The following is a 25,151-nucleotide window of genomic DNA, read 5'->3' on the forward strand; positions in this document are numbered from 1 at the left end:
GCCCACCGATCGCGCCGTCCCCTGAACAACCGCGGAACAACCGCACGGGACTGTACAGCCGCTACGCGCGTAGATATGCTCGCCTGGTGACCATGCCCACCACTGCATCCGCTGCTCCCGCACACGGACTCGCCGACGTCACCGCGTCCGACAGCACGCTGCGCCGCTTCCTCCACGGGCTGCCCGGCGTCGACGCGGTCGGCCTGGAGGCGCGCGCCGCCTCGCTCGGCACCCGTTCGATCAAGACCACCGCGAAGGCGTACGCCCTCGACCTCGCCATCTCGATGGTCGACCTGACGACGCTGGAAGGCGCGGACACCCCGGGCAAGGTCCGGGCGCTCGGCGCGAAGGCGGCCCACCCCGACCCGACCGACCGCACCGCCCCCACCACGGCGGCCGTCTGCGTCTACCCCGACATGGTGCCCGCCGCCAAGGAGGCCGTGGCCGGTTCCGGCGTGAAGGTCGCCTCGGTCGCCACGGCGTTCCCGGCGGGCCGCGCCTCGCTCGCCGTCAAGCTGGCCGACGTGCGCGAGGCCGTGGCGGCAGGGGCCGACGAGGTCGACATGGTCATCGACCGCGGCGCCTTCCTCGCGGGGAACTACATGAAGGTGTACGACGAGATCACCGCCGTACGCGAGGCCTGCGGCACGTCCGCCCGCCTGAAGGTCATCTTCGAGACCGGCGAGCTGTCGACGTACGACAACATCCGCCGCGCGAGCTGGCTCGGCATGCTGGCCGGCGCCGACTTCATCAAGACGTCCACCGGCAAGGTCGCGGTGAACGCCACGCCCGCCAACACCACCCTGATGCTGGAGGCGGTCCGCGACTTCCGCGCCCAGACCGGCGTCCAGGTCGGTGTGAAGCCGGCCGGCGGCATCCGTACCGCCAAGGACGCGATCAAGTTCCTGGTCCTGGTCAACGAGACCGCCGGCGAGGACTGGCTGGACAACCACTGGTTCCGCTTCGGCGCGTCCTCGCTTCTGAACGACCTGCTGATGCAGCGCCAGAAGCTGGCCACAGGCCGTTACTCCGGCCCCGACTACGTGACGGTGGACTGATCCCCATGGCATCTGCATCTGCATTCGAGTACGCACCGGCACCCGAGTCCCGTGCGGTCGTCGACATCGCGCCCTCGTACGGCCTGTTCATCGACGGCGAGTTCGCCGAGGCCGCCGACGGCAAGGTCTTCAAAACGGTCTCCCCCTCGACCGAGGAGGTCCTCTCCGAGGTCGCCGAGGCCGGTGAGGCGGACGTCGACCGCGCCGTGAAGGCGGCCCACAAGGCCTTCGAGAAGTGGTCGGCGCTCCCCGGCGCCGAGCGCGCGAAGTACCTGTTCCGCATCGCCCGGATCATCCAGGAGCGCAGCCGCGAGCTGGCCGTCCTGGAGACCCTGGACAACGGCAAGCCGATCAGGGAGACCCGCGACGCGGACCTCCCCCTGGTCGCCGCGCACTTCTTCTACTACGCGGGCTGGGCGGACAAGCTCGACCACGCCGGCTACGGCGCGAACCCGCGCCCGCTGGGCGTCGCGGGCCAGGTCATCCCCTGGAACTTCCCGCTCCTGATGCTGGCGTGGAAGATCGCCCCGGCGCTCGCGACGGGCAACACGGTGGTCCTCAAGCCCGCCGAGACGACCCCCCTCTCCGCCCTGTTCTTCGCGGACATCTGCCGCCAGGCGGGCCTGCCCAAGGGCGTCGTCAACATCATCACCGGCGACGGCCGCGCCGGAGCGGCTCTGACCGCCCACCCGGACGTGAACAAGGTCGCCTTCACCGGCTCCACCGCCGTCGGCAAGGAGATCGCGCGCACGGTCGCGGGCACCCGCAAGAAGCTGACGCTCGAACTTGGCGGCAAGGGCGCGAACATCGTCTTCGACGACGCGCCGATCGACCAGGCCGTCGAGGGCATCGTCAACGGCATCTTCTTCAACCAGGGCCAGGTCTGCTGCGCGGGCTCCCGCCTGCTGGTCCAGGAGTCGATCCACGACGAGCTCTTGGACTCCCTCAAGCGTCGGCTCACCACCCTCCGCCTGGGCGACCCGCTCGACAAGAACACCGACATCGGCGCGATCAACTCCGCCGAGCAGCTGGCCCGGATCACCGCGCTCGCCGACCAGGGCGAGGCGGAGGGCGCCGAGCGCTGGTCCCCGGCCTGCGAACTCCCCTCGACCGGCTACTGGTTCGCCCCGACGCTCTTCACGAACGTCACCCAGGCGCACACGGTCGCCCGCGACGAGATCTTCGGCCCGGTCCTGTCCGTCCTCACCTTCCGTACGCCGGACGAGGCGGTCGCCAAGGCCAACAACACGCCGTACGGCCTGTCCGCCGGCATCTGGACGGAGAAGGGCTCGCGCATCCTGGCGGTCGCGAACAAGCTCCGCGCGGGCGTGATCTGGTCCAACACGTTCAACAAGTTCGACCCGACCTCGCCGTTCGGCGGCTACAAGGAGTCGGGCTTCGGCCGCGAGGGCGGCCGCCACGGCCTGGAGGCGTACCTCGATGTCTGACCGACTCAGCGTGCTGAAGACCTACAAGCTGTACGTCGGCGGGAAGTTCCCGCGTTCCGAGAGCGGCCGGGTGTACGAGGTGACAGACGCGAAGGGCAAGTGGCTGGCGAACGCCCCGCTCTCCTCCCGCAAGGACGCCCGTGACGCGGTGGTCGCCGCGCGCAAGGCGTTCGGCGGCTGGTCCGGCGCGACGGCGTACAACCGCGGCCAGATCCTCTACCGCATCGCCGAGATGCTGGAGGGCCGCCGCGACCAGTACGTCGCGGAGGTCGCCGACGCCGAGGGCCTGTCGAAGTCGAAGGCGGCGGCGCAGGTGGACGCCGCGATCGACCGCTGGGTCTGGTACGCGGGCTGGACCGACAAGATCGCCCAGGTGATCGGCGGCGGCAATCCGGTGGCGGGCCCCTTCTTCAACCTCTCCTCCCCGGAGCCGACCGGCGTCGTCGCCGTCCTGGCCCCGCAGGAGTCGTCGTTCCTGGGCCTGGTCTCGGTCGTCGCCCCGGTCATCGCGACCGGCAACACGACGGTCGTGGTGGCGTCGGAGAAGTCGCCCCTCCCCGCTCTCTCCCTGGGTGAGGTCCTGGCCACCTCCGATCTTCCCGGCGGCGTGGTCAACATCCTCTCCGGCCGTACGGCCGAGATCGCCACGCCCCTCGCCGCCCACCAGGACGTCAACGCGATCGACCTCGCGGGCGCCGACGAGACGCTGGCGAAGGAGCTGGAGATCGCGGCGGCCGACAACCTCAAGCGCGTCCTGCGTCCACAGCCTGTGGACGACGCGGGCTGGTCGGCGACGCCGGGCACCGACCGCATGACGGCGTTCCTGGAGACGAAGACGGTCTGGCACCCGACGGGCTCGCTGGGCGCGTCCGGTTCGTCGTACTGAGCCGCACGTCACCACGACCGAGTCGTGCCCTCCCACCGTCCGGGGAGGGCACGACTCTTCGTTTCAGTTCATCACCGAGTTGACCACAAGATGACACTTGGGCCATCATGTGGCCATGACTGAGATCGCCATCAGCGCTGCTCGCTCCCAGCTCGGCGACCTCGTGCGCCGTGCCGCCCACGGCCGCGAGACCATCGCGCTCACCGACCACGGGCACGTGGCCGCCCTTCTCGTGTCGCCTCAGTTGATAGAGGATCTGGAGGACGCGCTGGCAGTAGCGGACTATCAGCGGCGCAAGGCGGAGGGGACGCTCGGAGAGGGCATCCCCATGGCTGAGGTGCGCCGGCGGCTGGGGCTCGAACAGAAGTGACCTACGAGATTGTTTTCGAGCCACAGGCTCTCAACGCCGCCGCCCGGTTCCTCGAAGACGACCCGGGCGGCCTTGCCCTGGTGCTGGACACCATCGACAAACTGGCGGACGACCCCCGCCCCGCCGGTTCGGTCCCGTACGGATCAGCCAACATTCGGCGACTGCGCATCGGTGAGTACCGGGCTCTCTACGCCATCGACCAAGACGTCATTCGCATCCTGGTAACCCACCTCGGCCGAACCGCCTGACCCCTCGCCGGGCCGGTCGCGTCAGCGCAGCAGTTCCGTCGCCTGCCCCAGCACCGGCACGGCGCCCAGCGACTGCGCCTGGGCGACCGGCCCCGTCAGGGCCGTCGAGGTCAGCGGCTGGAAGTCGGCGACCTTCGTGCCGACGCCGTTGTCGAGGGGGTCGACGCCGGTGCCGGCCAGCGGGTTGGGCTTGAGGTCGGCGACCGGGCCGGTGACGTAGCCGACGATGCCGGTCACCGCCTGGACGCCCGCCTGCGGGTCGATGTTGCCCATCGAGGTGGGGCGGGTGTGGGCCAGTCCCGCGATCGTCTCGCCGCTGCCTTCCGCCGCGGAAGCCGTGGCCGCGCCCGCCCCCAGGGCGGCCCCCGCGGTCGCGAGCAGAACCAGGGCGCGGTGGACGGTGGTGGTGCGGGGGGATGCGTGTCGGGCCATCGGTGAGCCACCTCTTGGTGTGGATTGCTACGGACTGCCCTGATAACAGCGCGCACCGTGATCAGGTCACCGCGCAGCGCGATCGGGATGTGACGCGCGCGGCAAAGTCCGCCCGCGGGGTCGTACGGCGGCCGTCGGATGCCTCAGACTGGTGTCCCGTGAGCTCCCATCCGCCCATACCGACGCGAGTCGTGCTGCTCTGCGGCCCTTCCGGCTCCGGCAAGTCCCTCCTCGCCGCCCACTCCGGCCTTCCGGTGCTGCGGCTCGACGACTTCTACAAGGAGGGCACCGACCCGACGCTGCCGCTGGTGCCGCAGAGCTCCGACATCGACTGGGACCACCCGGCCTCGTGGGACGCGGACGCGGCCGTCGCCGCCATCACGGAGCTGTGCCGGTCGGGCCGTACACGGGTGCCCGTCTACGACATCTCGCTGAGCGCGCGCACCGGCGAGGAGGCGGTCGACATCGGGCGCACCCCCCTGTTCCTCGCGGAGGGGATCTTCGCCGCCGAACTCGTGGCACGCTGCCGGGAGCTGGGCGTCCTGGCCGACGCGCTCTGTCTGAGCCGGGGGCCGGTGACGACCTTCCGTCGGCGCTTCGTGCGGGACCTGCGGGAGAGCCGCAAGTCGGTGCCGTTCCTGCTGCGCCGCGGCTGGCGGCTGATGCGGCAGGAACGGTCGGTCATCGCACGGCAGACGGCCCTGGGCGCGTACGCCTGTGACCGGGACGAGGCGATGGGCCGGCTGGCGGCTGCCGCGGCGGGGCGGTGTGCCACGGCGCGTACGGCGGCGTAACGCGCCCCACGCGCGCACCCCGTACCCCGTACACGCGAGAGCGGGGCTGGACGGACCCCCCGGCCCTCCAGCCCCGCTCTCTTCCCCCGTGCTCCCCCGTGTTCCCCGTTCCCCCGTGTCCCCCCGTTGTTCCCCCGTGGTGCTTCCCCGTGAGTAAGAGCCCGGTCCCCTCCCTCTGATACACCCCGGCTCGAACTTTTTTCACGGGTCCTTCCGGAGGTCCCCCCGGACCCCCTGACCTTCAGGCGACGAGTTCGCCGAAGGCGTCCTCCCGGTCACGGCCGAAGCTGAGGACCTCGTCCTCGCGCAGCCGGCGGAGCGACCGCCAGATGCTGGACTTCACCGTGCCGACACTGATGCCGAGGATGTCCGCGATCTCCGGGTCCGTGCGGCCCTCGTAGTAGCGCAGGACCAGCATGGTGCGCTGGAGCTCGGGCAGCCGGGCCAGCGCCTGCCACAGGACCGTACGCAGCTCGGTGCCGCGCATCGCGTCCGTGTCGCCGGCCCTCTCCGGCAATTCCTCGGTCGGGTACTCGTTGAGCTTGCGGCGCCGCCAGGCGCTGATGTGCAGGTTGGTCATGGTGCGGCGGAGGTATCCGCCGACCGCGGCCTTGTCACTGATCCGGTCCCACGCCCGGTAGGTCGAGAACAGCGCGCTCTGCAGCAGGTCCTCGGCCTCGAAGCGGTCGCCGGTCAGGTGGTAGGCGGTGGCGTACAGGGAGGCGCGGCGCTCCCGGACGTAGGCGGTGAACTCCGCCTCCGACAGCGAGCGGCGCTCCCCCTCGGCCTCCCCGTACGCCGTTCCCCCGTGCGATCCCCCCTGGGTTCCCCCCTTGGCGGCGTCCACCACCGTCATGTAGGCGGTGTGCTGCCGCCCGGTGCCGCGAGCGCACCCCCGCCCGCTCACGGCACCGGACTTCTCTGCGGACCGGTGTGCGTGCACGTCGTGCAGACGCGTGACCACTGCGCTGGTGCTGGTGCCGTGCAGCGTGTTCATCTCGCGCCTCCCGTCGTGGACTTCCGGTGTTGCCTGTGCCGAAAAGCTTGCCGGGGCGACTTCATGGCCGTGTCCGCCGACTGTCACAGACCTGTCACAGGGGTCCGTCACCGGTGCCGCACGGTTCCTTCACAGGGTCCGGCGGCGGGGCGGGCACCGTTGTGGACCCACAGGTCGAACCGCACCCCCTCCATGGGCCAGAATGAGCCCGTGCCTTCCCTGTTGCTGATCGAGGACGACGACGCCATCCGCACGGCCCTGGAGCTCTCACTGACGCGCCAGGGTCACCGGGTGGCCACCGCTGCCAGCGGCGAGGACGGTCTGAAGCTGTTGCGCGAGCAGCGGCCGGACCTGATCGTGCTGGACGTGATGCTGCCCGGCATCGACGGGTTCGAGGTGTGCCGGCGCATCCGGCGCACCGACCAGCTGCCGATCATCCTGCTGACCGCGCGCAACGACGACATCGACGTGGTCGTCGGTCTCGAGTCGGGCGCCGACGACTACGTGGTCAAACCCGTCCAGGGCCGGGTGCTGGACGCCCGTATCCGGGCCGTGCTGCGGCGCGGGGAGCGGGAGTCGACCGACTCGGCGAGCTTCGGCAGCCTCGTCATCGACCGCTCCGCGATGACCGTGACCAAGAACGGGGAGGACCTCCAGCTCACGCCGACCGAGCTGCGGCTCCTGCTCGAACTGAGCCGGCGGCCGGGCCAGGCGCTGTCCCGCCAGCAGTTGCTGCGGCTGGTGTGGGAGCACGACTACCTCGGCGACTCCCGGCTGGTCGACGCCTGCGTGCAGCGGCTGCGCGCCAAGGTCGAGGACGTACCGTCGTCCCCGACCCTGATCCGTACCGTGCGGGGTGTCGGCTACCGGCTGGATCCGCCGCAGTGACACAGAAGCACCAGGGGGGATCACGCGGCCTGGCCGCGGCTCGCAAGGGAGTCTGGTCCGGGCTGCGCTTCACCAGTCTGCGGCTCAGGCTCGTCCTCGTCTTCGGTCTGGTCGCGCTCACCGCGGCCGTCTCCGCGTCCGGCATCGCCTACTGGCTGAACCGGGAGGCGGTGCTGACCCGCGCCCAGGACGCCGTGCTGCGGGGCTTCGAGCAGGAGATGCAGAACCGCGCGGGCGCGCTGCCGGAGCATCCCTCGCAGGACGAGTTGCAGCACACGGCGGGGCAGATGGCGAGCAGCAGCCAGCGGTTCAGCGTGCTGCTGGTCGCCGAGAACTCCGACGGGAAGACCGTGTACGCCAGTTCCGGCGGGCTGGGCGGCTTCTCGCTGGCCGACGTGCCCGAGTCGCTGCGCACCGCGGTGAACAAGGAGCAGAAGCTCACCTCGGCCAACAAGCACCCGTACCACCTGTACTGGCAGCGGACCACCGAGGACGGCACCCCGTACCTCGTGGCCGGCACGAAGGTGATCGGCGGCGGGCCGACCGGCTACATGCTCAAGTCGCTGGAGCCGGAGGCGAAGGACCTCAACTCGCTGGCCTGGTCGCTGGGGATCGCCACCGGGCTCGCGCTGCTCGGCTCCGCGCTGCTCGCCCAGGCGCTGGCGACGACCGTGCTCAAGCCGGTGCACCGGCTGGGAGTCGCGGCGCGGCGGCTCGGCGAGGGCAAGCTGGACACCCGGCTGCGCGTGTCCGGCACCGACGAACTGGCCGATCTGTCCCGGACGTTCAACAGCGCCGCCGAGAACCTGGAGAAGCGGGTCGCGGACATGGCGGGCCGGGAGCAGGCGTCGCGGCGCTTCGTGGCGGACATGAGCCATGAGCTGCGTACGCCGCTGACGGCGCTCACCGCGGTGACGGAGGTGCTGGAGGAGGAGCTGGAGTACGCGGGCGAGGGCGACGGCGAGGGCGGGAGTTTCGACCCGATGGTCGAGCCCGCCGTACGGCTGGTGGTCAGCGAGACGCGGCGGCTGAACGACCTCGTGGAGAACCTGATGGAGGTCACCCGCTTCGACGCGGGCACGGCTCGGCTGGTCCTCGACGACGTCGACGTCGCCGACCAGATCACCGCCTGCGTCGACGCCCGCGCCTGGCTGGACGCCGTCGACCTGGACGCCGAGCGCGGCATCCACGCACGGCTCGACCCGCGCCGGCTGGACGTCATCCTGGCCAACCTGATCGGCAACGCGCTCAAGCACGGCGGGTCGCCGGTGAGGGTGTCGGTGGCGCGGGCGGACGACGAGATCGTCATCCGGGTGCGGGACCACGGGCCCGGCATCCCCGAGGACGTCCTGCCGCACGTCTTCGACCGCTTCTACAAGGCGAGCGCGTCCCGGCCCCGCTCCGAGGGCAGCGGGCTCGGCCTGTCCATCGCCCTGGAGAACGCGCACATCCACGGCGGTGAGATCAGCGCCGAGAACCATCCCGAGGGGGGCGCGGTGTTCGTGCTGCGGCTGCCGCAGGACCCGTCGCCGCCGGCGGAGGATGACGACGGCTCCTCGGGAGACGAGAGCAAGGGCGAGGACCCGAAGGGACAGGTCTGATGACCGTACGCCGTCGGCCGGCACTCCGCCGAGCGGTCCTGTGGGCCGTGCCGGCCCTGCTGCTCACCGGGTGCGGCATCCGTGCCACCGAGGTGCCCACGGACTTCGGTCCGGCGCCCTCGCGGGCGCGCTGCTCGCTCGCCGATCCGGACGCGGCGGAGCGGGCCGCGCCCGGGATGCCGGTACGCGTGTTCCTGCTGTGCGGCTCGTCTCTGGTGGCCGTGGACCGGACGGTACGGGTTCCGGAGGCCGCGGCGGACTCCGGGCGGCGGGCGCGGGTGGCCCAGGGGCTGCTCGACGAGCTGGCTCAGTCGCCGTCGGCCGCGGAGAAGCAGGCCGGGTACACGACGGACGTTCGCGACGGGATCACCGTGAGCGGCCCGCGGCCGGGTGACCCCGAGGACACGCTGCGCCTGGGCACCGCCCCCGCCGACCTCACCTCGTACGCGCTCGCCCAGGTGGTGTGCACCTTCTCCGACTCGGCGGCGGCCGAGGGCGACGGCTCCGTCATCCTGGCCGGCCCCTCCGACGCGCCCGCCCGCCGCTACTCCTGCACGGACGAGGTCCGCGCCCGTCCGGGCAGCAACGAGCCTCCGTCCACCGAGGTCACCGACGGCTGATCCGGCGAAGGGGACCCTGTGACGTGGGCCGTGTGGCGCAAGCCTCACCCTTGCGTGGGAGGGGCCGGAACCGCGCGCGGCGGCGGCCGCGTCTAGGGGGGCGTGCAGCGTCATGGGTTCCTCGGCGGCAGCGCCGCGCTCCGCATCCGTGTGACAGGAAGTGTCCTCCTGGTCGCACATCTCGCGTTCGTCGCCTGGTACACGCTGCGGCCACTGGACGTGCCCTGGGTGCTGCCGCCGAACCTGCACCCCTTCGACGGCATCCGCGCCGATCTGGCGCTGGGCTGGCCCGCGGCGGCCCGGGCCATCGGCGGGTCGCTGGCACTGCTGGCGCCGCTGGGCGTCCTGCTGCCGGTGGCGGGCGGCCGGCTGGCCGTCTCCCCGCTGGGCTCGCTGCTGCGCACCACGGCCGCGGCGGCGCTGCTGTCACTGGGCATCGAGCTGTTGCAGACCGGGGTGCCCGGCCAGGTCGTCGACGTCGACTCGCTGCTGCTGAACACGGCGGGCGTGGCCCTCGTACACCTCGCCGTCGTGCCCGCGGGCCGCGCCCGGGTCCGTCGCTGGTCCGAGCGGGCGCCGCGGGAGGACGTCCCCCAGGAGGAGCCCGCTCAGGGGCGGACCCCGACGATTCCCAGGGTCGGTATCGCCCCGTAGAGCGACGCTTTGTTCCGTTCGTCTCCGTAGCGTGGAGGGCGGATGAAGGGGAAGCCGACAGGGCAGACCCGCCACACGCTGACGAAGGAGCCGCGATGTCCCGCCTCGCCCGCCCCACCCACGGCCGCATGATCGGCGGAGTGTGCGCCGCGCTGGCCCGGCGCTTCGGCACCTCCACCACCACGATGCGGGTGATCTTCGTGGTCTCCTGCCTGCTACCCGGCCCGCAGTTCCTGCTCTACCTGGCGCTGTGGATCCTGCTGCCGTCCGAGGAGAAGGCCGCGCGGACGGCGTGGTGACCGGCCCGCACCGACGGCAGGTGACGGCGCCCGATTGACGTACCTCCCTCTGGTACGCCGAAGGGGCGCACCCGGCGACACCGGGTGCGCCCCTTCCGGCGCGTCTGGGGCTGTGGGTCAGCCGCCGATCGGGAGGCCGTTGACCGGCAGGCCCTGGGTGGGCAGGCCCTTGGCGGGCAGACCGCCGAGGAGTCCGGCGACCGGCTTGGTCGGGCCCTCGGAGAGCTGCTGCTCGACGACCTGCTCGACGACCGGCTGCGCGGCGGTCAGACCCGTGGCGGAGACCTTGCGGCCCTGCTCCACGATGTTGCCGGCGCCGGGCACCACCTGGGAGACGGTCTCCGCGGGCAGCGTCCGGGCGACGGAGTCCACCGTCTGGGCGGTGTCCGGGAGCGCGGGGGCCGCGGTGGCCGCACCCGCGCCGGCGGCGGCGAAGGCGGCACCGAGGGCGGCGACACCGAGGGTCTTGGCAGCAGACTGCTTCATGAAATGCGTCCTCGAATGGGATGACGGGGATGTGAGCGGTCCTTGACCGTAAACACGCACCACCCCTCGCGGCAAACATCGAAATGCGGACGGATTGTGAAAGCCCGTCCGCATTTCCGTATTACCGTCCCCCCTCGATCAGCCCTCGCTCTCGGCGAAAGTGCTGGTGGAAGCGGTCTGCTGGAACAGCCATTCGGATTTCAGCTCCGCATATCCGGGCTTGATGACGTCATTGATCATGGCCAGTCGTTCATCGAAAGGAATGAACGCTGATTTCATCGCATTGACGGAGAACCACTGCATGTCGTCGAGCGTGTAACCGAACGCGTCGACAAGGTGCTCGAATTCACGGCTCATGCTGGTGTGGGACATCAGCCGGTTGTCCGTGTTCACCGTGGCGCGGAAGTGCAGCCGGCGCAGCAGGCCGATCGGGTGCTCGGCGTACGAGTCCGCCGCGCCGGTCTGGAGGTTGGAGCTGGGGCACAGCTCCAGGGGGATGCGCTTGTCCCGGACGTACGAGGCGAGCCGGCCGAGCTTGACCGTGCCGTCCTCGTGGACCTGGATGTCGTCGATGATGCGCACGCCGTGCCCGAGCCGGTCGGCGCCGCACCACTGGAGGGCCTGCCAGATGGACGGCAGGCCGAAGGCCTCACCCGCGTGGATGGTGAAGTGGTTGTTCTCCCGCTTGAGGTACTCGAAGGCGTCCAGGTGCCGGGTGGGCGGGTAGCCGGCCTCGGCGCCCGCGATGTCGAAGCCGACGACGCCGAGGTCGCGGTAGCGGTTGGCGAGTTCGGCGATCTCCAGGGCGCGGGCGGCGTGCCGCATGGCGGTGAGCAGGGCGCCGACGCGGATGCGGTGGCCGCCCTCCCGGGCCCGCCGCTCGCCCTCCCGGAAGCCCTCGTTGACGGCCTCGACGACCTCTTCGAGGCTGAGTCCGCCCTCCAGGTGCTGCTCGGGGGCGTAGCGCACCTCCGCGTAGACGACGCCGTCCTCGGCGAGGTCCTCGGCGCACTCGGCGGCGACCCGGACCAGGGCGTCGCGGGTCTGCATGACGCCCACGGTGTGGGAGAAGGTCTCCAGGTAGCGCTCCAGCGACCCGGAGTCGGCGGCCCGGCGGAACCATGTGCCGAGCCGGTCGGCGTCGGTCTCCGGGAGATTCGAGTAGCCCGTGGCGCGGGCGAGTTCGACGACCGTGCCGGGGCGCAGCCCGCCGTCGAGGTGATCGTGCAGCAGAACCTTCGGCGCCCGGCGGATGTGGTCCGGCGTCGGCGTCCTCGCGCTGGTCTTCGCGGTGCTCTGGCTCGTCATTTCCGCACTCTAACTCCTACGCGCGTAGAGCACCGGGCGAACGCACGGACACGGTCGAACGCGACGGCGAGGGCGGGATTCACGGCTTTACGAACCGGCCGATATGTAACGGTGACTGCGATGACGGGTGGCGTACACCCGGTCTTCTGAGAATGTTCTGCCATGGCACAGCAAGCGACGCCGGTCCGTCGGGCCCGGCTGGGGCGAACGCTCGGTCCGGAGGGGACGGCGGTGAGCGGGGTGGTGCTGCTGCTCCCCGCCGGGGACGAGGTGTCCAGCCGCAGACCGTCTCCGCTGCTGGCGGCGGCCTCCGTGCGCACGCTCGGGCGCCGGCTCGCGCGCGCGGGGCGGGACGAGGGCCTGGCCACGCATGTCGTGCACTACCGCTACCGGGGCTGGAACGGTGCGGAGGCGCACCTCGCCCGCGACGCCGACTGGGCCGCCGACGAGGCCGTACGGCGCTACGGCGACGTGCCCGTCTGCCTGGCCGGCCTCGGCATGGGCGGGCGGGCCGCGCTGCGGGCGGCCGGGCACGAGGCCGTCAACTCCGTGCTGGCGATCGCCCCTTGGCTGCCCGACGAGGACATGGCCGCGCCCCCCGAGCCGGTGAAGCAGCTCACCGGGCGGCAGGTGCTGATCGTGCACGGCACCAACGACGAACGCAGCGACCCCGAGCTGTCGTTCCGGCTGGCCTCCCGGGCGAAGAAGGCCAACCGCGCCGTGTGCCGGTTCGAAGTCCACTCCGACGGCCACGGTTTGCGGCACTACCGGGAGGAAGTGGCGGCGCTGGCGGAGGACTTCGTGATGGGCGCGCTCTTCGGGCAGTCCTTCTCCCGCCCGGTGGAGGACGCGCTGGCCGCTCCCCCGCCGCTGGGGCTGCGGATGCCGCTCGCGGTGGGGTTCGGGAAGTCGTTGCGGCGGTAGCCGCCGCGGTCAGTCCGGGAGGAGGTGGCCCCGCCTCGACAGCAGGAACTTCTTGAACGCCGCCACCGGAGGTGTGTCCGTGCGCCCCGCCAGCCAGGCCACGCCGATCTCCCGGGCCGCGCGCGGCGCCGTGACCGTCAGTTCCACCACGCCGGGGCGGGGCACCGCGGGCGGCGGCAGGAGCGCGACGCCGAGACCGGCGGCGACCAGGCCCCTCAGGGTCTCGGCCTCCTCCCCCTCGAAGGCCACCCGGGGCCGGAAGCCCGCTTCCTTGCACAGGGCGTCGGTGATGCGGCGCAGGCCGTATCCGGGCTCCAGGGTCACGAAGTTCTCGTCGGCGGCCTCGGCGAGGCGGATGCGCCGCCGGCCGGCCAGCGGATGGTCGGCGGGGACGACCAGGCGCAGTTTCTGTTCGTCCAGGCGGCGGGCGACCAGGTCGGGAGCGTCCGGGACCGGGGAGGTCAGGCAGAGGTCGAGTTCACCGGCGCGCAGACGTTCCAGCATCGCCTCGCCGTAGTTCTGGACCAGGCTGAAGCGCACCCGGGGGTGGTCGGCGCGGAAGGCGTGCAGCAGGCCGGGGACGGTCTCGGCGCCCATGGTGTGCAGGAAGCCGAAGGCGACCTTGCCGGTGGCCGGGTCGGCGTCCGCACGGACCTCCTCGGCGGCCCGCTCGACCTCGGCGAGGGCACGCTCGACCGAGCCGAGGAAGGTGCGCCCGGCGACGGTCAGCGCGAGGGTGCGGCCACGGCGGACGAACAGGTCGACGCCCAGGTCCGCTTCGAGCCGGACGAGCGCACGGGAGAGCGTCGACTGGGGGACGTTCATCTCCTGCGCGGCCCGGGTGACGTGCTCGGTGCGGGCCACGCCGGCGAAGTGCGCCAGGCGCGGCGCGAGCAGCGCGACGATGTCTTCTGTGTCACCGGAAGGTGACAGGCGTGCCTGTGAGCTTTGCTGATGCACCATGGGAACGATTATGGCCATTCCATGCATTGGACGGATGAGTCGCTGGCTCCGTACGGTCACGGTATGACTCCCGCCGATACCGGGGCGTCCACCACCGTGGGCGCCGCCGCTTCCGTATCCGCCCCCGACGTCCCCGGCACACCCGGCGGCCCCGACTCGCGCATGGCCCCGGGCGGCCCCGGCTACCGCCGGATGAGTCTCGCCCTCTTCCTCGCGGGCGTCGCGACCTTCGCGCTGCTCTACTCCACCCAGGCGCTGCTGCCGCTGATCTCCGGCGACATGGGTGTCACGGCGGGCGACGCGAGCTGGACGGTGGCCGCGGCGACCGGTGGCCTCGCGGTGTTCGTGCTGCCGATGAGCGCGCTGTCGGAGCGGTTCGGACGGCGTACGGTCATGACGGCGTCCCTGGCGGTCGCGGTGACCGTCGGGCTGCTGGTCCCCTTCGCCCCGTCGCTGCCGGCGCTGGTCGCGCTGCGCGCGGTGCAGGGCGCGGCACTGGCGGGGCTGCCCGCCTCGGCGACCGCGTACCTCGCGGAGGAGGTCACCCCGCGGGCGCTGGTCACCGCGATCGGCCTGTTCGTCGCGGGCAACAGCGTCGGCGGGATGAGCGGCCGGGTCATCACCGGCTGGGTCGCCCAGGAGTGGGGCTGGCGGGTCGCGGTCGGCGTGATCGGCGTGGTGGCGGTGGCGTGCGCGGTGGCCTTCCGGATGCTGCTGCCGGCGCCGAAGCACTTCACCCCGGGCTCGCTGCGCCCGCGCGTCCTGGCCCGCACGGTCCGCGACCACCTCGCCAACCCGCTGCTGCGCCGCCTGTACGCGATCGGCGCGCTGTTCATGACGGTGTTCGGCGGCGTCTACACGGTGATCGGCTACCGCCTGGCGGAAGCCCCGTTCTCGCTGCCGCAGGGCCTCATCGGCTCGATCTTCCTGGTGTACCTGGTGGGCACGGTCTCCGCGTCCACGGCGGGCCGCCTGGTGGGCCGCCTCGGCCGGCGCGGGGCGCTGTACCTGGGCGGCGGTACGACCGCGGTGGGCCTGCTGCTCTCCCTCGCCCCCTCCCTCCCGCTGGTCCTGCTGGGCCTGGTGCTGATCACGGCGGGCTTCTTCGCCGGGCACGCGGTGGCCTCCTCGGCGGTGAGCCGGACGGCCACGCACGGCCGCGCGCAGGCCTCGGCGCTGTACCAGTCCGCCTACTACATCGGCTCCAGCGCGGGCAGCACGGTCGGCGCGATGGCCTTCCACTCCGGCGGCTGGGCCGGGACGGTCGGCGTCGGGCTGCTGGCGGTGGTGGGCGTCGTGGCGATCACGGTGGCCGGTTCGCTGGCGGCACGGCGCACGGGCGGGGGCGTGCCGGCGCGGGCCTGAGGCCCACCTTCCTCACCTGGTCTTTTCCCGACTGCACAGGCCATTGTCAGTCCCCTGCGGTAGCTTCCGAAGTGCGAGGCGCGAAGACGCGCACGACGGGAACGCCACAGGGGTGGGTGGACGATGACCAACGGCACCGTGACGACGGAGCTGGATGCCGCGCTGGAGAAGCACCGGGTCGAGCTGACGGGGTACTGCTACCGGATGCTCGGCTCCTCCTTCGAGGCCGAGGACGCGGTCCAGGACACCCTGGTCCGCGCCTGGCGGAGCTACGACAAGTTCGAGGGCCGCTCCAGCCTCCGCTCCTGGCTCTACCGCATCGCGACCAACGTCTGCCTGGACATGCTGACCGCGGGCAACAAGCGGGCCCGCCCGATGGACCTGACCGACTCCACACCCCTCGCGCAGGCCGCCCTCTCCCCCCGCCCGGACAACACCTGGCTGGAGCCGATGCCGGACGCCCGCGTACTGCCCTCGACCGCCGACCCGGCCGAGGCCGCGGTCGCCAAGGAGTCGGTGCGGCTCGCCTTCATGGCGGCGCTCCAGCAGCTGCCGCCCAAGCAGCGGGCGGTGCTGATCCTGCGCGAGGTGCTGGCGTGGAGGGCGAGCGAGGTCGCCGAGCTGCTCGGCACGTCGGTCGCCTCCGTCAACAGCGCCCTCCAGCGCGCCCGCGCGACCCTCGCCGAGCGGGCGGAGCAGGGTGACGGGGCGGCGGTCTCGGACCCGCTGGACGAGGAGCAGCAGAAGCTCCTGGAGCGCTATGTCGCGGCCTTCGAGGGCTACGACATGACGGCCCTGACGGAGCTGCTGCACGAGGACGCCATCATGACGATGCCGCCGTTCGACCTGTGGCTGTCCGGCTCGGCGGACATCACGGGCTTCATGACGACCCTCGGCGCCGCGTGCGCGAACTCGCGGCTGGTGCCGGTCGAGGCCAACGGGCTGCCGGCCTTCGCGCACTACAAGCCGGACGAGGAGGCGGGCGGCTTCGCCCCGTGGGCGGTCCAGGTGCTGGAGATCTCAGAGGGCCGCATCACCGGGTTCCACTGCTTCCTGGACACCAAGCGGTGGTTCCCGCTGTTCGACCTGCCGCTCCGTCTCGAAGCGGAGGCCGACGAGGTCGAGAAGGGCGTGTAGCGCGGGATCGGGGTCGCGCAGCCGGATGCGGCCACCGGCCCGCCGGGCGGTGAGCTCCAGGCGGGCCAGCAGATCGACGACGGCGAGCCCCGGCGGTCCAAGACCGCCGACGTCGCAGACGACCACCCCGGCCCGGGTGCTTTCCATCAGCGCGCGCACCTCGTCGCAGAGCCGGGGTGTCTCCCCTCGGGAGACGGGCCCCGGCAGCACGAGTACGGCGGGTGTCACGGCGTCCACGTGCGGTAGACCCGGGGCGCGGCGGGAACTCATCGGTGCCCGCCATCAGAGATCACATTGACGTGCGCGCACCCTCCGCCGGAGGGTTTGCTGCATGCCCCACGTATCCCCTCCCCGCGCCCTGGCGTCCCAGGCCCGTCCGCTCGGCCTGCTTGTCGGGGAGGTTCCGTGCAGGGGGTGCTGACCGGCTTCGCGGTCATCGCGGTCGTCATCGCCGTGGGCTATGTACTCGGTCTGCGGGGCCACCTCGGCCCCCAGGGACGCGAGGTCCTGACCAAGCTCGCCTTCCACGTGGCCTCCCCCGCCCTGCTGTTCACGACCCTCGCGACGGCCGACCTGTCCGTCGTCTTCTCCAGCCGGCTGCTGGTCACGGCGCTGTCGACGGTGGCGGTGGCCGGGGTCTTCGTCGCGGTGGGCGTCGCACGGCACTGGGGCGTGGGCCGGACGACGATCGGCGCGCTCTGCTCCGGCTACGTCAACTCCGGCAACCTCGGCATCCCGATCGCCGTGTACGTCCTGGGCGACGCCTCGCTGGTGGCGCCGGTGCTGCTGTTCCAGCTGGTGCTGGTGACGCCGATCGCGGTGACGATCCTGGACCTGTCGGGAGGGGGCGGGAAGGGCCCGGTGTGGCGGCGACTGCTGACGCCGGTGCGCAATCCGATAGCGCTGGGCTCGCTGGCCGGGGTCGCGGTCGCCGCGAGTGGGCTGCGGGTGCCGGACGCGGTCATGGATCCGGTGACCTTGATCGGCAACATGTCGGTGCCGGCGGTCCTGCTGGCCTTCGGCATCGGTCTGTGCGGCTCCACGATGCCGCTGCGGGGCGTGGAACGGCGGCCGGTGCTGCTCGCGGTGGCGTTGAAGACGGTGGGGCAGCCGGCGGTGGCCTGGGCACTGGCGTCCGGGGTGTTCGGACTGCGGGGCGCCCAACTGCTCGACGTGGTGGTGACGTCGGCGCTGCCGGCGGCGCAGAACCTGTACACGTACGCGTCGACGTACGGGGTGGGCGAGCGGCTGGCGCGGGACGCGATCCTGGTGTCTACGGTGGTTTCGGTGCCGGTGTTGGTGGGGGTGGCGGCGGTGTTGGGGTGAGTCAGCGTCCAGGGAACTCACTGGTGTGCAACGTGCACTGGAAGGGCGCCGGCAACACCACCGGATCGCCGACTCTTCCTGCGTACAGGACCCGATAGGTCTCGCCGTCGGGTTCGCCGTAGCGCGTGACCGTCGGGCCGCCCGGCGCCAGGCTGTCGATCAGGAGGTACAACGGGACGCCTGCCTGGGCGTAGCCCGCGTGTTTGTGAATCCGGTCGTTGGTCGCCGTGGCCGCGGAGACGATCTCCCCGACGAGTTCGGCCTTGGACGCGGGGATCAGCTGCTCCTCTCCCGCACGCAGCAATTGCTTCGGCACCACGACCAGGTCCGGCTCGAAAAGACCGAGACGGCCGGGTACGGCGAGGGGAAGCCGCTGATAGATGCCCCAGTCTTGCGGGACCACGTCGTAGAGACGTCGCTGCACGCGTTCGGCGACGCCGTTGTGCGCGACGGAGGACAGCGGAGCGACCGTGATGAGCCCTTCGACAATCTCCGCCTTGCAGCCTTTGGGCGCCTCTGTCTGGCGCCAGACCCAGACAATCTCGTCCCACACGTTGTCGGCCAGGATGTAGTCACCCTCGATTTCCCGCATCCCGTCAGTGAACATGCCGAACGGGACCGGTGGAGGTCCACCGGTCCCGTTCACCCGATCGAGGAACCCCCTGATCAGGCGATACGCTCCCGCACCACCGGCGACGCCGTGAAGTCCGTGCCCGCCGGAGCCACGTCGTACGAACCCTCCACCGCCGCGAGGGCGTACTCGAAGCGGTCCGGGGTGTCGGTGTGGAGGGTCAGGAGGGGCTGGCCCTCGGTGACCGTGTCGCCGGGCTTGGCGTGGAGTTCGACGCCCGCGGCGGCCTGCACCGGGTCCTCCTTGCGGGCGCGGCCCGCGCCCAGGCGCCAGGCGGCGACGCCGATGTCGTAGGCGTCGAGGCGGGTCAGGACGCCCGAGGCGCCCGCCTTCACCACGTGCTGTTCCTTCGACGTGGGCAGGGCCGCGTCGGGGTCGCCGCCCTGGGCCGCGATCATGCGGCGCCAGACGTCCATCGCGGAGCCGTCGGCGAGGGTCTTCGCCGGGTCGGCGTCGGGCAGGCCCGCCGCGTCCAGCATTTCCCGGGCCAGGGCCAACGTCAGCTCGACCACGTCCGCCGGGCCGCCGCCCGCCAGGACCTCGACCGACTCCCGGACCTCCAGGGCGTTGCCCGCCGTGAGGCCGAGGGGCGTCGCCATGTCCGTGAGGAGCGCGACCGTCTTCACGCCGTGGTCGGTGCCGAGGCCGACCATCGTCGACGCCAGCTCCCGCGCGTCCTCGATGGTCTTCATGAAGGCGCCGCTGCCCACCTTCACGTCCAGGACCAGGGAGCCGGTGCCCTCGGCGATCTTCTTGGACATGATGGAGGAGGCGATGAGAGGGATCGCCTCGACCGTGCCGGTGACGTCCCGGAGGGCGTACAGCTTCTTGTCGGCGGGGGCGAGGCCGTCACCGGCCGCGCAGATCACCGCGCCCGTCCCGTCCAGGACGTTCAGCATCTCCTCGTTGGAGAGCAGGGCGCGCCAGCCGGGGATGGACTCCAGCTTGTCCAGGGTGCCGCCGGTGTGGCCGAGGCCGCGGCCGGAGAGCTGGGGGACGGCCGCGCCGCAGGCCGCCACCAGGGGCGCCAGCGGCAGCGTGATCTTGTCGCCGACGCCGCCCGTGGAGTGCTTGTCGGCGGTCGGGCGGGACAGGGAGGAGAAGTCCATGCGCTCGCCGGAGGCGATCATCGCGGCGGTCCAGCGGGCGATCTCGCCGCGGTTCATGCCGTTGAGCAGGATCGCCATCGCGAGCGAGGACATCTGCTCGTCTGCCACCGCGCCGCGCGTGTAGGCGTCGATGACCCAGTCGATCTGCTCGGCACTGAGTTCGCCGCGGTCCCGCTTGGTGCGGATGACGGAGATGACGTCCATGGCCATGAAGGCTCGCTTCCTTACTTGGTGAGGTGGTCGGGGCCGAAGGCCTGCGGGAGCATCCGGGACAGGGGGAGGATGCCCTCCGGGGTCTCCAGCAGCATCTCCGGACCACCGAACTCGTACAGCAGCTGCCGGCAGCGGCCGCACGGGACGAGGATCTCGCCGTGGCCGTCGACGCAGGCGAAGTGCGTCAGCCGGCCGCCGCCGGTGAGCTGGAGCTGGGAGACGAGGCCGCACTCGGCGCACAGGCCGATGCCGTAGCTGGCGTTCTCGACGTTGCAGCCGGTGACGGTGCGGCCGTCGTCGACCAGGGCGGCGGCGCCGACGGCGTACCCGGAGTACGGGGCGTAGGCGCGGCCCATCGCCTCGCGGGCCGCCGTGCGCAGCGCGCCCCAGTCGACGTCGGTCATTTGCCCTGTCCCTTCCGGTACTGCATGCCGTTCGCCTTCGGCATCCGCAGCCGCTGGGCGGACAGTGCGAGGACGACGAGGGTGACGACGTACGGCGTGGCGGAGACGACCTGGTTGGGGACGTCGTCGGTGGTGGCGTACCAGGCGAAGACCAGGGCGCCGATCACCACGGTGATCGCGGCCTTGACGTACTTCTTGCGGATCGCGAGCCAGATGGCGCCGGCGACCAGCAGCAGCGCGCCGAGCAGCAGCAGGGCGTGCACGTTGGCGGAGCCGCCGCGCAGGTTGAGGCTGTCGGTGTAGCCGAAGAGGCCGGCGCCGATGGCGAGGCCGCCCGGCATCCAGTTGCCGAAGATCATCGCCGCGAGGCCGATGTAGCCGCGGCCGCTGGTCTGGCCCTCCAGGTAGAAGGGGTTGGCGACGATGGAGAGGAAGACGCCGCCGAGGCCGGCCAGGCCGCCGGAGATGATCACGGCGAGGTACTTGTACTTGTAGACGTTGACGCCGAGGGACTCGGCGGCGACCGGGTTCTCGCCGCAGGAGCGCAGGCGGAGGCCGAACGGGGTGCGCCACAGGACGTACCAGCTGCCGGGGATGAGCGCGACGGCGATCAGGGTGAGCCAGGAGACGTCGGTGACCAGGCCGCCGAGCAGGCCGGCGATGTCGGAGACGAAGAACCAGTGCTGGTCGTTGAGGCTCTCCAGACCGCTGGAGAGCCCCGGCACCGAGAAGTGGCCCAGCGAGTCCACCGGCGGGGACTGCTTGGCGGAGCCGCCCTGGTGGCCCTCGAAGGCGAGGGGGGCGAGGTAGCGGGTGGCGCCGAGGGCGAGGATGTTGATGGCCACACCGGAGACGATGTGGTTGACCTTGAAGGTGACCGTGACGACGGCGTGCAGCAGGCCGCCGAGCGCGCCGCCGACGATGCCCATCAGGACGCCGGTCCACGGGCCCCACTGGAAGCCGGCCCAGGCACCGAACCAGGTGCCGAGGATCAGCATGCCCTCCAGGCCGATGTTGATGACGCCCGCGCGCTCCGCCCACAGGCCGCCGAGACCGGCGAGGCCGATCGGCACGGCGAGCTGGAGCGCGGTGGACATCTGGCTGACGTTGGTGATGCCGTTGGCGCCGGTGATCAGGCGGACGATGGAGGTCAGTGCCAGGGCACCGGCGATGATCAGCAGCAGGACGGGCAGCGAGATCCGGCGGCCGGCCGGGGCCCCGTGCTCCAGCGTGGGCTGGTTGAGGTCGGTTGCGGTGGTCATCGGCCAGCCACCTCCTTCTTGGTGTTGTCGGTGGCGCCGAGGACGTGACCGGCGGCCAGCTCCGCGCCGACGCGGCGCTGCTGGCGGCGCAGGCCCCACTCGCGGACGGCCTCGTAGGAGACGACGACCGAGAGGACGATCAGGCCCTGCATGATGACCGCGATCTCCTTGTCGTAGCCGTGGAAGTCCAGCTCGGGGCTGGCCTTGTCGAGCCAGGCCCACAGCAGGGCCGCGAAGGCGATGCCGACGGGGCTGTTGCGGCCGAGCAGGGCGATGCCGATGCCGAGGAAGCCGATCCCGGTGGGGAAGTTGAGGCTGTAGGTGTGGGTGTCGCCGAGGAGGATCGGCAGGCCCGCGAGGCCGGCGAGGCCGCCAGAGAGCAGCATCGCGGTGAGCACCATGCGCTTGGGGCTGACGCCGCTGGCCGCGGCGGCGGACTCGGAGGCGCCGGAGGCGCGCAGGTCGAAGCCGAAGCGGGTGCGGTTGAGGACGATGCCGTAGCCGATGCCGAGGAGGACGGCGAGGATCACCAGGCCGTAGATCTCGCCGGCCGCGCCCATGTCGATGCCGGGGACCCAGCCGGACTCGTGCATCTCGCCGGTGGTGTTGTTGTTGCCGATCTTGACGCCGAAGACGTCGGGCAGCCACAGGTAGCCGATGACCGAGGTGGCGATGGCGTTCAGCATGATCGTCGCGACGACCTCGCTGACGCCCCGGGTCACCTTGAGGACACCGGCGATGCCGGACCAGAAGGCGCCGGTGAGGACAGCGGTCAGGAGGAGGAGCGGGATCTGGAGGAAGGCGGGGAGGTTCGCGTGGGCGCCGACGATGGCGGCCATCATGGCGGCCAGCTGGTACTGGCCGTCGACGCCGATGTTGAACAGGTTCATCCGGAAGCCGATGGCCACCGCGAGGGCCGCGATGTAGTACATCGACGCCTGGTTGATGATCAGGACCTGGATGTCGGAGAATCCGGCCTGCTCGAACATCAGGGCGAACGGTTCGACCGGGTTCTTGCCCGAGGCGATCAGGACGATCGCGCTGAGCACGAAGGCCACGGCGAGCGCGATGACCGGGCCGGCCACCGCGAGGAGCACGCGCTCCTTGTCGAACTTCTTCATCAGCGGGCCTCGTCTTCCGCGCCCGGGCCGCCGTCGGCCGGGGTCTCTTCGTGTTCGAGGTGTCCGGAGGCGGCGCCGGTCATGGCCGAGCCCAGTTCCTCGGGGGTGATGGTGGCCGGGTCGGCGTCGGCGACCAGCTTGCCGTCGTAGATCACCCGGAGGGTGTCGGACAGGCCGATCAGCTCGTCCAGGTCGGCGGAGATCAGCAGGACGGCCAGGCCCTCGCGGCGGGCCTCGCGGATGTGGTCCCAGATGGCGGCCTGCGCGCCGACGTCCACGCCGCGGGTGGGGTGGGCGGCGATGAGGAAGCGCGGCTTGTGGCTCATCTCGCGGCCGACGATCAGCTTCTGCTGGTTGCCGCCGGACAGGGAGGCGGCGGTGACGTCGATGCCGGGGGTGCGGACGTCGTACGTCTCGACGATGCGGCGGGTGTCGTCCTGGGCGCCCTTGAGGTCGAGCCAGACGCCCTTGCTGTTGGGCTTCTCGGTGACGTGGCCGAGGATGCGGTTCTCCCAGAGGGGGGCCTCCAGGAGCAGGCCGTGGCGGTGGCGGTCCTCGGGGATGTAGCCGACGCCCTGCTCGCGGCGCCCCCGGGTGGGCAGCGCCGTGATGTCCTCGTCGAGGAAGCGGATGGTGCCGGAGTCGGCGTGGCGCAGGCCGATGAGGGCGTCGACCAACTCGGTCTGGCCGTTGCCCTCGACGCCGGCGATGCCCAGCACCTCACCGGCGTGGATGGTGAAGGAGATGTCGTCGAGGAGGGCCTTGCCGCCGGGGGCCGCCAGGCGCAGCGTGTCGACGGAGAGGACGGCGCGGTCGGTGACCGTGGACTCGGCGGTCTCGGGGGTGGGCAGCTCGCTGCCGACCATCAGCTCGGCGAGCTGGCGCGGGGTGGTCTCGGACGGGACGGCGGTGCCGACCGTCGTGCCGCGCCGGATGACGGTGATGTCGTCGGCGACGGACAGCACCTCGCCCAGCTTGTGGGAGATGAAGATGACGGACAGGCCCTCGGCCTTCAGCTCGCGCAGGTTGTCGAAGAGCGCGTCGACCTCCTGGGGCACGAGGACGGCGGTGGGCTCGTCGAGGATCAGCGTGCGGGCGCCGCGGTAGAGGACCTTGAGGATCTCCACGCGCTGGCGGGCGGCGACGCCGAGGTCCTCGACGAGGACGTCGGGGCGCACGCCGAGGCCGTAGCGCTCGGAGATCTCCTTGATCCTGCGGCGGGCCTTGGCGCCGATGCCGTACAGCTTCTCGCTGCCGAGGACCACGTTCTCGAGGACCGTGAGGTTGTCGGCGAGCATGAAGTGCTGGTGGACCATGCCGATGCCGCGGACGATGGCGTCGGCGGGCGAGGAGAAGCTCACCTGCTCGCCGTCGACCGTGATGGTGCCCTCGTCCGGCTTCTGCATGCCGTAGAGGATCTTCATCAGGGTGGACTTGCCGGCGCCGTTCTCGCCGACGAGGGCGTGGACGGTGCCCTTGCGGACGGTGAGGTGGATGTCGTGGTTGGCCACGACGCCGGGGAACCGCTTGGTGATCCCGGCGAGCTCGACGGCGGTCACCGATTCGTTGACCGCCGCTTCGGCCGGAGGGCTGCTGGACGCGTTGATGGCGCACTCTCCTGGGGACGGGGGCCGTCTACGCGCGTAGCGCCCCTACGGCATCTAAAAGCGGCGGCGGCACATCGACACGACGGGGTACGGGGAGGGTCCCGGGGGCGCCCTCCCCGTACCCCGTCGAGCGGTGCGGCCACCGCGGTTACACGCTGTTCGAGGTACTGCTGGTGATCAGCTGCTCTTGACCTTGATCTCGCCGCTGATGATCTTCTCCTTGGCCGTCTTGATGGCTGCCTGGAGTTCGGCGTTGTCCGCGAACTTCGGGTTGGAGTTCGAGAGGCCGACCTCGCCGGACTTCAGATCGCCCCGAACGATACCGGTCTCGGGCTTGCCCTCCTCGACCGACTTCGCGAGGTTGTAGACCGCCTTGGCGACGTCCTTGGTGGCCGAAGTCAGGATCCAGTCCTTGTACTTCGCGAGGGCGTCCTGCTTGTACTGGTCGGAGTCGACGCCGATCGCCCACACCTTGTTGGCGGCGGCGGCCTCGATCACACCCTGGCCGGAGAGACCGGCCGCCGCGAACACGACGTCGGCCTTCTTCTCGATCTGGCCCTCGGCGGCGGTCTCGCCCTTGTCGGGGCTGGAGAAGCCGCCCTCCTCCGCGGTCTGCGTCAGGTACTGCGAGATGACCTTGACCTTGGGGTTGGTGTCCTTGACGCCCTGCTCGTAGCCGGCCTGGAACTTGTGGATCAGCGGGATGTCCACGCCGCCCACGAAGCCGACCGTGTTGGTCTTGGTGGTCTTGGCGGCGGCGACACCGGCGAGGTAGGAGGCCTGCTCCTCGTTGAAGACCAGGTCGGCGACGTTGTCCGCCTTGATCGTGGCGTCGTCGACGATGCCGAAGGTGGTGTCCGGGTACTTCTCGGCGGTGCTCTTCAGCGCGGCGGCGTACGCGTAGCCGACGCCGATGACCGGGTTGTAGCCCTGCTTGGCCAGCGAGGACAGCCGCTGCTCCTTGTCGGCGTTGGTCTCGCCGTCGGTGGGCTCGATGGCG

28 protein-coding genes are annotated in these 25,151 nt (G+C 71.3%); 15 read left to right on the forward strand and 13 right to left on the reverse strand.

Annotated elements, in window-relative coordinates:
• Positions 1-92: 92 nt before the first annotated feature.
• From deoC to KUM03_RS29470, 5 genes are all read left to right on the forward strand, one after another.
• Positions 93-1,058 carry a deoxyribose-phosphate aldolase gene (gene deoC, locus KUM03_RS29450; RefSeq protein WP_217253227.1) on the forward strand — a complete coding sequence of 322 codons (966 nt, stop codon included), beginning with the start codon at positions 93-95 and terminating at the stop codon, positions 1,056-1,058.
• Positions 1,059-1,063: 5 nt separating this feature from the next.
• The gene (locus tag KUM03_RS29455; RefSeq protein WP_217253235.1) at positions 1,064-2,506 is read left to right on the forward strand and encodes an aldehyde dehydrogenase family protein; all 1,443 of its coding nucleotides are present in this window, start codon (positions 1,064-1,066) and stop codon (positions 2,504-2,506) included.
• Positions 2,499-3,392, forward strand: a complete 894-nt coding sequence (locus KUM03_RS29460; protein WP_217253237.1) for an aldehyde dehydrogenase — start codon at positions 2,499-2,501, stop codon at positions 3,390-3,392. The genes KUM03_RS29455 and KUM03_RS29460 overlap by 8 nt, the downstream gene beginning before the upstream one ends.
• 115 nt (positions 3,393-3,507) lie before the next feature.
• Complete coding sequence (locus KUM03_RS29465; protein ID WP_217253239.1) at positions 3,508-3,762, forward strand: type II toxin-antitoxin system Phd/YefM family antitoxin; 255 nt, start codon at positions 3,508-3,510, stop codon at positions 3,760-3,762.
• Positions 3,759-4,010 (forward strand): type II toxin-antitoxin system RelE/ParE family toxin, encoded by a 252-nt coding sequence (locus tag KUM03_RS29470; RefSeq protein WP_217253241.1) that lies wholly within the window; start codon positions 3,759-3,761, stop codon positions 4,008-4,010. The genes KUM03_RS29465 and KUM03_RS29470 overlap by 4 nt, the downstream gene beginning before the upstream one ends.
• A 21-nt stretch (positions 4,011-4,031) precedes the next feature.
• Here KUM03_RS29470 and KUM03_RS29475 read toward each other — a convergent pair whose 3' ends face one another.
• The gene (locus KUM03_RS29475; protein WP_217253243.1) at positions 4,032-4,442 is read right to left on the reverse strand and encodes a hypothetical protein; all 411 of its coding nucleotides are present in this window, start codon (positions 4,440-4,442) and stop codon (positions 4,032-4,034) included.
• Positions 4,443-4,633: 191 nt separating this feature from the next.
• Between KUM03_RS29475 and KUM03_RS29480 the strand changes: the two genes are divergently transcribed.
• Positions 4,634-5,236, forward strand: coding sequence for a uridine kinase (locus KUM03_RS29480; protein WP_217253340.1), 603 nt, complete (start codon positions 4,634-4,636; stop codon positions 5,234-5,236).
• Between the two features lie 241 nt (positions 5,237-5,477).
• Here KUM03_RS29480 and KUM03_RS29485 read toward each other — a convergent pair whose 3' ends face one another.
• The gene (locus KUM03_RS29485; protein WP_217253245.1) at positions 5,478-6,233 is read right to left on the reverse strand and encodes a SigE family RNA polymerase sigma factor; all 756 of its coding nucleotides are present in this window, start codon (positions 6,231-6,233) and stop codon (positions 5,478-5,480) included.
• Positions 6,234-6,443: 210 nt separating this feature from the next.
• On the opposite strand from KUM03_RS29485, the gene afsQ1 reads away from it, so the two are divergent.
• The 5 genes from afsQ1 (at position 6,444) to KUM03_RS29510 (ending at position 10,295) form a co-directional block, all read left to right on the forward strand.
• Entirely contained in the window at positions 6,444-7,121 is a 678-nt protein-coding gene (gene afsQ1 / locus KUM03_RS29490) for a two-component system response regulator AfsQ1 (protein ID WP_003974066.1), read from the forward strand.
• Positions 7,118-8,722, forward strand: a complete 1,605-nt coding sequence (locus KUM03_RS29495) for a HAMP domain-containing sensor histidine kinase (protein WP_217253247.1) — start codon at positions 7,118-7,120, stop codon at positions 8,720-8,722. Before afsQ1 ends, KUM03_RS29495 begins: the two co-directional genes overlap by 4 nt.
• The gene (locus KUM03_RS29500) at positions 8,722-9,342 is read left to right on the forward strand and encodes a hypothetical protein (RefSeq protein WP_217253249.1); all 621 of its coding nucleotides are present in this window, start codon (positions 8,722-8,724) and stop codon (positions 9,340-9,342) included. Before KUM03_RS29495 ends, KUM03_RS29500 begins: the two co-directional genes overlap by 1 nt.
• A gap of 102 nt (positions 9,343-9,444) precedes the next feature.
• Complete coding sequence (locus tag KUM03_RS29505) at positions 9,445-9,996, forward strand: VanZ family protein (protein ID WP_217253251.1); 552 nt, start codon at positions 9,445-9,447, stop codon at positions 9,994-9,996.
• 95 nt (positions 9,997-10,091) lie between these two features.
• Positions 10,092-10,295 (forward strand): PspC domain-containing protein, encoded by a 204-nt coding sequence (locus KUM03_RS29510; protein ID WP_217253253.1) that lies wholly within the window; start codon positions 10,092-10,094, stop codon positions 10,293-10,295.
• A gap of 117 nt (positions 10,296-10,412) precedes the next feature.
• Here KUM03_RS29510 and KUM03_RS29515 read toward each other — a convergent pair whose 3' ends face one another.
• Both KUM03_RS29515 and KUM03_RS29520 read right to left on the reverse strand, forming a co-directional pair.
• Entirely contained in the window at positions 10,413-10,781 is a 369-nt protein-coding gene (locus tag KUM03_RS29515; RefSeq protein ID WP_073724784.1) for an ATP-binding protein, read from the reverse strand.
• 138 nt (positions 10,782-10,919) lie between these two features.
• Positions 10,920-12,089, reverse strand: a complete 1,170-nt coding sequence (locus tag KUM03_RS29520) for an adenosine deaminase (RefSeq protein WP_217253255.1) — start codon at positions 12,087-12,089, stop codon at positions 10,920-10,922.
• Positions 12,090-12,251: 162 nt separating this feature from the next.
• Here KUM03_RS29520 and KUM03_RS29525 point away from each other — a divergent pair, with 162 nt between their 5' ends.
• A complete protein-coding gene (locus KUM03_RS29525; protein WP_217253257.1) occupies positions 12,252-13,013 on the forward strand; it encodes an alpha/beta hydrolase in 762 nt (253 codons plus the stop codon).
• 9 nt (positions 13,014-13,022) lie between these two features.
• On the opposite strand, the gene KUM03_RS29530 is transcribed toward KUM03_RS29525, so the two are convergent.
• On the reverse strand, positions 13,023-13,976 hold the full coding sequence (locus KUM03_RS29530) for a LysR family transcriptional regulator (RefSeq protein WP_217253259.1): 954 nt from the start codon (positions 13,974-13,976) through the stop codon (positions 13,023-13,025).
• Between the two features lie 63 nt (positions 13,977-14,039).
• Between KUM03_RS29530 and KUM03_RS29535 the strand changes: the two genes are divergently transcribed.
• Together KUM03_RS29535 and KUM03_RS29540 are read left to right on the forward strand one after the other, a co-directional pair.
• A complete protein-coding gene (locus KUM03_RS29535; RefSeq protein ID WP_217253261.1) occupies positions 14,040-15,341 on the forward strand; it encodes an MFS transporter in 1,302 nt (433 codons plus the stop codon).
• A gap of 123 nt (positions 15,342-15,464) precedes the next feature.
• Complete coding sequence (locus KUM03_RS29540) at positions 15,465-16,478, forward strand: sigma-70 family RNA polymerase sigma factor (protein ID WP_217253263.1); 1,014 nt, start codon at positions 15,465-15,467, stop codon at positions 16,476-16,478.
• Here KUM03_RS29540 and KUM03_RS29545 read toward each other — a convergent pair.
• Entirely contained in the window at positions 16,362-16,748 is a 387-nt protein-coding gene (locus KUM03_RS29545; protein WP_217253265.1) for an STAS domain-containing protein, read from the reverse strand. The genes KUM03_RS29540 and KUM03_RS29545 overlap by 117 nt on opposite strands.
• Before the next feature lie 135 nt (positions 16,749-16,883).
• Here KUM03_RS29545 and KUM03_RS29550 point away from each other — a divergent pair, with 135 nt between their 5' ends.
• Positions 16,884-17,804 carry an AEC family transporter gene (locus KUM03_RS29550; protein WP_217253267.1) on the forward strand — a complete coding sequence of 307 codons (921 nt, stop codon included), beginning with the start codon at positions 16,884-16,886 and terminating at the stop codon, positions 17,802-17,804.
• Between the two features lies 1 nt (position 17,805).
• Here the strand turns inward: KUM03_RS29550 and KUM03_RS29555 are convergent, their stop codons facing one another.
• The 7 genes from KUM03_RS29555 to KUM03_RS29585 form a co-directional block, all read right to left on the reverse strand.
• On the reverse strand, positions 17,806-18,396 hold the full coding sequence (locus tag KUM03_RS29555; RefSeq protein ID WP_217253269.1) for a Uma2 family endonuclease: 591 nt from the start codon (positions 18,394-18,396) through the stop codon (positions 17,806-17,808).
• Positions 18,397-18,470: 74 nt separating this feature from the next.
• Entirely contained in the window at positions 18,471-19,748 is a 1,278-nt protein-coding gene (locus KUM03_RS29560) for a thymidine phosphorylase (RefSeq protein ID WP_217253342.1), read from the reverse strand.
• Positions 19,749-19,768: 20 nt separating this feature from the next.
• Positions 19,769-20,161, reverse strand: coding sequence for a cytidine deaminase (locus KUM03_RS29565; RefSeq protein ID WP_217253271.1), 393 nt, complete (start codon positions 20,159-20,161; stop codon positions 19,769-19,771).
• Complete coding sequence (locus KUM03_RS29570) at positions 20,158-21,423, reverse strand: ABC transporter permease (protein WP_217253272.1); 1,266 nt, start codon at positions 21,421-21,423, stop codon at positions 20,158-20,160. The genes KUM03_RS29565 and KUM03_RS29570 overlap by 4 nt, the downstream gene beginning before the upstream one ends.
• On the reverse strand, positions 21,420-22,544 hold the full coding sequence (locus tag KUM03_RS29575; protein ID WP_217253273.1) for an ABC transporter permease: 1,125 nt from the start codon (positions 22,542-22,544) through the stop codon (positions 21,420-21,422). Before KUM03_RS29575 ends, KUM03_RS29570 begins: the two co-directional genes overlap by 4 nt.
• Positions 22,544-24,103 (reverse strand): ABC transporter ATP-binding protein, encoded by a 1,560-nt coding sequence (locus KUM03_RS29580; protein ID WP_217253275.1) that lies wholly within the window; start codon positions 24,101-24,103, stop codon positions 22,544-22,546. Before KUM03_RS29580 ends, KUM03_RS29575 begins: the two co-directional genes overlap by 1 nt.
• Positions 24,104-24,328: 225 nt before the next feature.
• Positions 24,329-25,151 (reverse strand): BMP family protein (locus KUM03_RS29585; protein ID WP_254400075.1); only part of this gene is annotated, 823 nt, incomplete at its 5' end.

It is taken from the genome of Streptomyces sp. AC602_WCS936 (assembly GCF_019049125.1).
Lineage (GTDB): Bacteria > Actinomycetota > Actinomycetes > Streptomycetales > Streptomycetaceae > Streptomyces.